The organism is Pirellulales bacterium, assembly GCA_036490175.1.
Classification (GTDB): domain Bacteria; phylum Planctomycetota; class Planctomycetia; order Pirellulales; family JACPPG01; genus JACPPG01.
Map to the genome: position 1 here is coordinate 1 of DASXEJ010000177.1, position 5,601 is coordinate 5,601.

Genomic DNA, 5,601 nt, shown 5'->3' on the forward strand with positions numbered 1-5,601 from the left:
GGAGCGATGGGCGCAAATGCCTGTTGCTCTTCCTCGTTGGGTTGATTGCCGATCAATCGAGAGAGAGTGGGGGCGCCCGCAATGCCGGTTCAAATGCGCCCTCGCCAGTCGTGGCGCAGTCCGAGACGCCGCGGCTAGGGCACTGCGCGGCGCGCGAACGCTGTCAGGAGTTTAGAGGTCGTGGATGCATGTTCGTATCTGCCACCAACTATCAAAAGGGTGCTTGCGAGGATCACTTTAGCGCAATGCGGACTGCGAACACACTGCCGAGTACGATGCCGGGCAGTGAACCGGCGAGCAAGGACCTGATGATGGCCCAATGAACCGATCCGACGGCCCAGCGGCCCAGACCTGCCACGAGGTCAGCACTATGTCGGAGCCGACGATTTTTGCTGTCGGCATTTTTGGATAGAGAATTAGCAGCGCGACGACGTCAATCGCGCCAGCCCCGATCGAAGAAACGGTCCCTAACACGCCCAACGTCGCACCAACCACGACGGTCCAAATGGTTGTACGCCATGGTGACAATTTGGCCGTCCGTGGCCGTGCCGGGCGCACGACCCACTCGAATGCCCTGGCGATTGCCGTGGCGAAAGCGCGCCGCACAGGACAAGCGTAATGGCGCTTTGGGCACCCGCACTGTTCAGATCAAAATCCGACAGGACAAGTACGGTCGTCGCCGTTGCGGGAACGCTACCCGTTGCCAGCCTACCGACAACACGCCAGTCTATTGAGCGGGAGAGACCATGGACGAAGCTTCCAGTGGTTTTTGTCGCCGCAGCATAGAAAAGGTCGGTACCGACGGCCGTGGGCGCATGCACTCCGAACAATAAGATCAACAGTGGCGTCATCAAAGAGCCGCCGACCACGCCAGTCATGCCGACAAGCATGCCGACCACAAAACCCGATAGCGAAAACAGCGGATCGATCATCCCCGACCCCACGCAATACCCACGGCACGTCAATTCAAGCACAGTTGGCTTCCCAGCGCACCAGCGGCGCGGCGTCGGTGCGCCGAAGACGGTGAAGCGCGCGCCGGTAAGGATCTGCTGTCAGCTCCGGAGAAGGCTATTCGGTTGGTGGTGAACCAGTTATTGGCGAAGGCCAGGGCGCCGGCGAGATACCACGGACCTTGCCGTGTTATGCCGTGGATACCGGCGAGAAATGCGTCGCTGCGGCCGGTGCCGAGGGCATTTGCGAGGTTCCAGTTGGTACCACCCCCGGCAAGCGAAAAGCCGAGCATCGTGTCAGGCGAGGAGTGATAGTCCATGCCGCCGGCGTAGCCGTAGGTGCTGGTCGCGACGTTGTTTGAGCCGATGACCGGATCGCCATTCGCCGTGGCGCTGCCGCCGAAGCCCGAAGCCCACGCGGTCCAGCGCCGATCAAAGCTCGTCGCCGGCGGCGCCTTGAGCAAGCCCGCATAGGCCCAGCGCAACATCGGGGGGCAGGCCGGCTCGCTGGTCCGGGGCAAAGCCGAGAGCGCCGCCATCCCTCCCGCCGCTACCGACGTAGCCTGAAGGATCGAGCATCAGCGTCAAGAACTCGTTCATCAGTTCGAAGGTGCCGCGCTCCGCGCCTGTCGCGCTTTCGCCATCGAGTGCAGTCAGAGCATTTGCGAGATTCGCGCCGGTGAGATTGAAAATATTTGCGAAGCCAAGCGACAGCGTCCCACCCGAATTAAAGACATGTTGAGTGCGCCGGCGATGCCTTGCTGGTTGGCGTTGAGGTTGGTGCCGCTTCCCAGCGAGGCGCTCAAATCGAGCAACACATCCGTCGGCGTATAACTCAGGCTGACACCAAAGTTCGGCGGATTGACCGTCACCAAGTTACTGAACGTGGTGCCGTTCAGTCCGCCAGAGTGCAAAATGTCGTATGGTTTTCCACTCAGATAGCCTCCAGATTCGAAATTGGCTTGGACCGTGCCCGCAAGGCTGGCGGTGCCAGCGATGTTCGCCATCGTGGCCTGAGATGGATTGAGGGACACCACATAGAGCGCGCCGGACTGCAGCGACAGATTTCCGGCTATGGCCAATGACGTACCGGGTACCCCGGGCAAACCCGGAATTAAGGCGGCGCTCGAAGCAACGCTGACCGGTGCATTAATGCTGCCGGAACCACTCAAAACGCCGCCACCGCTCACGGCGACGCTTGACGTGCCGGTCAGTGCCCCGCTGACTTCCAGCATGCCGTCCTGAACGCTGGTCGAACCCGTATAGCTGTTGGTGCCCGAGAGCGTGAGCGTGCCTGAACCGATCTTTACGAGCGATCCTCCGGAAGCCCCGCCGCTGAGGCAGTTGCTGGCGTTTCCGCAGTCGCTGATGGCGCCGCCGACTAACGTATCGAGATTGTTACTGCCCACGATCAGCCGGTTAGCCCCAAGATAGAAATTACCCGCCCCCTCGATCGATCCAGCAGACAGCACGCCTGAATTCAGGGCGGATATATCTAAGACCGCTTCGCTATTCGCAACAAAGCGAGCGCTGCCGCCTGTAGACAAGCCTTCAAACACGATCGAGGAGCCAGTGTTCGCAACAATCGTGGCATTGTCTGCTGTTGACGATTGCGCAAAGCTCGCAGACGCACCGTTGCTGAGCGTAATGTTCGCGGTACCGGCACTGGCTGTCTGAGTGAATCCGACGCCAATGTAACTTGCGGTTATCTTGGCATTCCCTGCTGTGCTGTTAGAGATAAATTCGATTTCCGACGAGGACGCGTTGATTGTTGCATTTGCTGCAGTGCTTGACCCGGTGAAATCTATTATCCGGGCATCGGAGGCTGCAATCGCGGCATTCCCTGCTGAGCTATTGCCGCTGAAAACCAATCCGCTGTTGAAGGGAAGGTTCACAGTTGCGTTGCCGGCCGTGCTCATGCCGGTGAAGGACAGTTGCCCCGAGCCGCCGATCGTGATCGCCGCATTCCCAGCTGTGCTCGTATTATTGAAAGTTATCGTATTGTTGGAGTTGCTGCAGGCACCCCCCGGCGGGGCCGTGCACGCGGTCGCCAGCGAGGCATTCCCCGCGGTCGCGCTGTTATTGAAGACTATGCCTGCGGGGCCGCCCGTGCCGGCATTGTTGACGACGAAGGAAGCGTTGCTGGAGTTTCCAACAAGGCCGCTGCCGTTGATATCGAGGAATACTTCGTTATTGATATCGAAATTATAAGTCGTGCCACCACTCAACGACATCGCATTGATGCTCGTCGTCGGCTGCGAGAACGTTACGGTAGTGAGGCTTGACGATGCAAAGCTTGCGGTGTTGCTCGGAACCGAGCCGGTCGACCAATTCGCCCCGGTGTTCCAGTCGCCCGAGGTTGGATTAGCGAGCCAAGCGGCATCTTGAGCAAAGGCAGCTGCGCCATGCAAAACAGCGGCGGCAACGACTGCAAAGCAAACCGCGCTGTTGCGTGATCGGGCCGCATTGAGCCAAGTTCGCGGCAGAAGAGCAGGCAATCCCTTGAGCGAGAGCCCCCGTCGCGCCCTGCGGCGAAGCGGCAGGCAACCAAACAGGGTATCGGCTAAGCATGCCGGTCGGCGCATTTGCACCTGCGCTGGAGTGCTGGACCAAGTGATCGCCGCCGGAGACTTCGGGCGGTGCCTTTGTGCCAAGAACCGCTGCTTCCCAGAAATCGCTAATTCCCGCGAATCGCTCGCTCTCCAAACCATTATCCCACCAAAGCAACCGCTCCACCAAACCCGCCAAGCAAGCAGAAACGAAGCCTGGCTTGTTTGTGCAGGTGGTGCGCTTTCCCCGCGATCGAAATACGCTCGGGGCTTCAATCCCGGCGCTGCCGGCGCGGCAGGTTGGCGACGAGCATCGCCGGGGCCATCGCGCGTGCCATGCCACGGAGCCGGAAATGAGGTTTGCTTTAGCGAAGGGTGATGGCGGGGTATCGGAGACCGGCAGGGGTGGGATCGCCGTGCGTGTCCCAGCTCTGTCACGAGCCTGCGGGTCGACCGTTCGGCAGCGACCGCTCACTCTGGGCCCGCAACAGAACAGGCTTTGTCAGGAACAAATAGCGGTTGCGCTGTCGACGCGCGACACAGCTACAAACCTACTCCGCACTAAACCGCCGCCTGCCGCGACGGCTTCGGACTTCTCCGCTTTTGCCGAAATGAGATCAGGCGGCCGAGGATGCCATTCGAAGCTTCTGCCGTCGGCAGCCCAAAAAGCCTAAGCCGGCAAGGGCCGAAAGCATCATGATCCAACCCGAAGGCAGTGGTGTCGGGGTGATGGCAAACGACGTGAACGTAGCGTCGGCTGGGCCCGTCGCGTAAGCCGAATAAAGTCCATCGTTGTACCCGTTGCCTAGCGGGTCGCTCTGACTCGGGAGGGGATCGAAAAAGAACCCGGAGGTTAGGCTGCCGTTGATCTGCGTTGCCGCCAAAATGGTTTCGAAGGTGCCCTCCGCGCCATTTACAATCGTCGGATCAAAGGCATTCGTGACCGTGTTGTACGAAAAGGAGTCGTAGTCTGATCCGGGAACACCGCCATTCGCGAATGCCAGATTATAGGTTTGACCGGCGATCGTAATGGAGAAAGCGCTCAGATCTGCGTAGTTGAGCGTCCCCGAGAGCGAAGAGTCGTAGCTGAAAAATCCTGTCGCTATGACAGTGCTGCCATCTGAAAAGGTAAAGTCGTCGGTGGTGGTCGAAGCAGCGGCCGGCAGCGTCCAAAACAAAGACGCAAGGGCAATGGCCAATATAAAAGGTTTGCTCATGACAACGCTCCCCTTAGTCCTGGTGTTACAGGGCTGCCGCACAACCTTAATAACTCTATAACGCGCTGATTGCAAGCAGTCGGGCTACCACCACACAACTGCGGGGCCAAGGTCACGATGGCGGTGACGATATTGAATCTCCAGGTTTTTCAACGTGATAAGATGTGCGAGCACCCGCACAAGGTTCCACTCTTGGAACTTTTCGCGGCGGTGGGAGGCAGCCTGAGGGTTGCGGCACTGCAAGACGGGTAACGGTGCTGGTGAAACGCTAGCTACGCCAGGGAGTGCTCGGCGTGAACCAGTTCATCGCGCTGCCGCTTGGGCTCTACGTTAGGTCTGCGGGTCGACGGTAAGCTGCCGATCGCAAGCTCTGGGCTATCGGACGCGGAGCAAGCTATACAGGTAACCGACGAGCTGCCAACGCGCGGCGCTGCTTGCGGGCACTGGCGGACCAGCGATTGAGTCAACGCCTGCGAGTTAGTTTGACCTAAGACCCGTGCTGAAACTCCCGCACGGCGTCGCCGCGTGTGTGGCGGCCTTTTGACGGCCATTCACCGCTCGCAGCAAAATGCGCGGCTTGGCCGAGAATTCCCTCGGCAAATAAAGACGCCATGTGAGTAAGCTGCCGGCGATCAGGCTGCTGCAATTTCAACGTTACGCTTCGTCATTCCGCGCCATGCAAAAAAGCCGAAGCCGAGAAGCCCCGCTATCATCGTTGTCCAAGTCGCTGGCAACGGAGTAGCCGCAACTTCTGTAATGCTGAGATCCCCACGAAATTCAGCATTGACGTTGTTGGAATTGTCGCTGGACACCGCAGCGCTCCCACCGTCAACGTAAAGATTAAACTCCGTTGGGCTAAGGGGAGGCGAGCCGTTGATGGGCGCA

At 59.5% G+C, this 5,601-nt stretch carries 5 protein-coding genes; 1 reads left to right on the forward strand and 4 read right to left on the reverse strand.

Annotated elements, in window-relative coordinates; genetic code table 11:
- A partial coding sequence (locus VGG64_13130) for a hypothetical protein (GenBank protein ID HEY1600543.1) occupies positions 1–323 on the forward strand: 323 nt, incomplete at its 5' end.
- A 638-nt stretch (positions 324–961) separates the two neighbouring features.
- On the opposite strand, the gene VGG64_13135 is transcribed toward VGG64_13130, so the two are convergent.
- The 4 genes from VGG64_13135 to VGG64_13150 all read right to left on the reverse strand — a co-directional run.
- A complete protein-coding gene (locus tag VGG64_13135) occupies positions 962–1,438 on the reverse strand; it encodes an autotransporter outer membrane beta-barrel domain-containing protein (protein HEY1600544.1) in 477 nt (158 codons plus the stop codon).
- Positions 1,439–1,603: 165 nt separating this feature from the next.
- Positions 1,604–3,535, reverse strand: coding sequence for an autotransporter-associated beta strand repeat-containing protein (locus VGG64_13140; protein HEY1600545.1), 1,932 nt, complete (start codon positions 3,533–3,535; stop codon positions 1,604–1,606).
- Between the two features lie 581 nt (positions 3,536–4,116).
- Positions 4,117–4,716 (reverse strand): hypothetical protein, encoded by a 600-nt coding sequence (locus VGG64_13145; protein HEY1600546.1) that lies wholly within the window; start codon positions 4,714–4,716, stop codon positions 4,117–4,119.
- A 632-nt stretch (positions 4,717–5,348) separates the two neighbouring features.
- A partial coding sequence (locus VGG64_13150) for a hypothetical protein (GenBank protein HEY1600547.1) occupies positions 5,349–5,601 on the reverse strand: 253 nt, incomplete at its 5' end.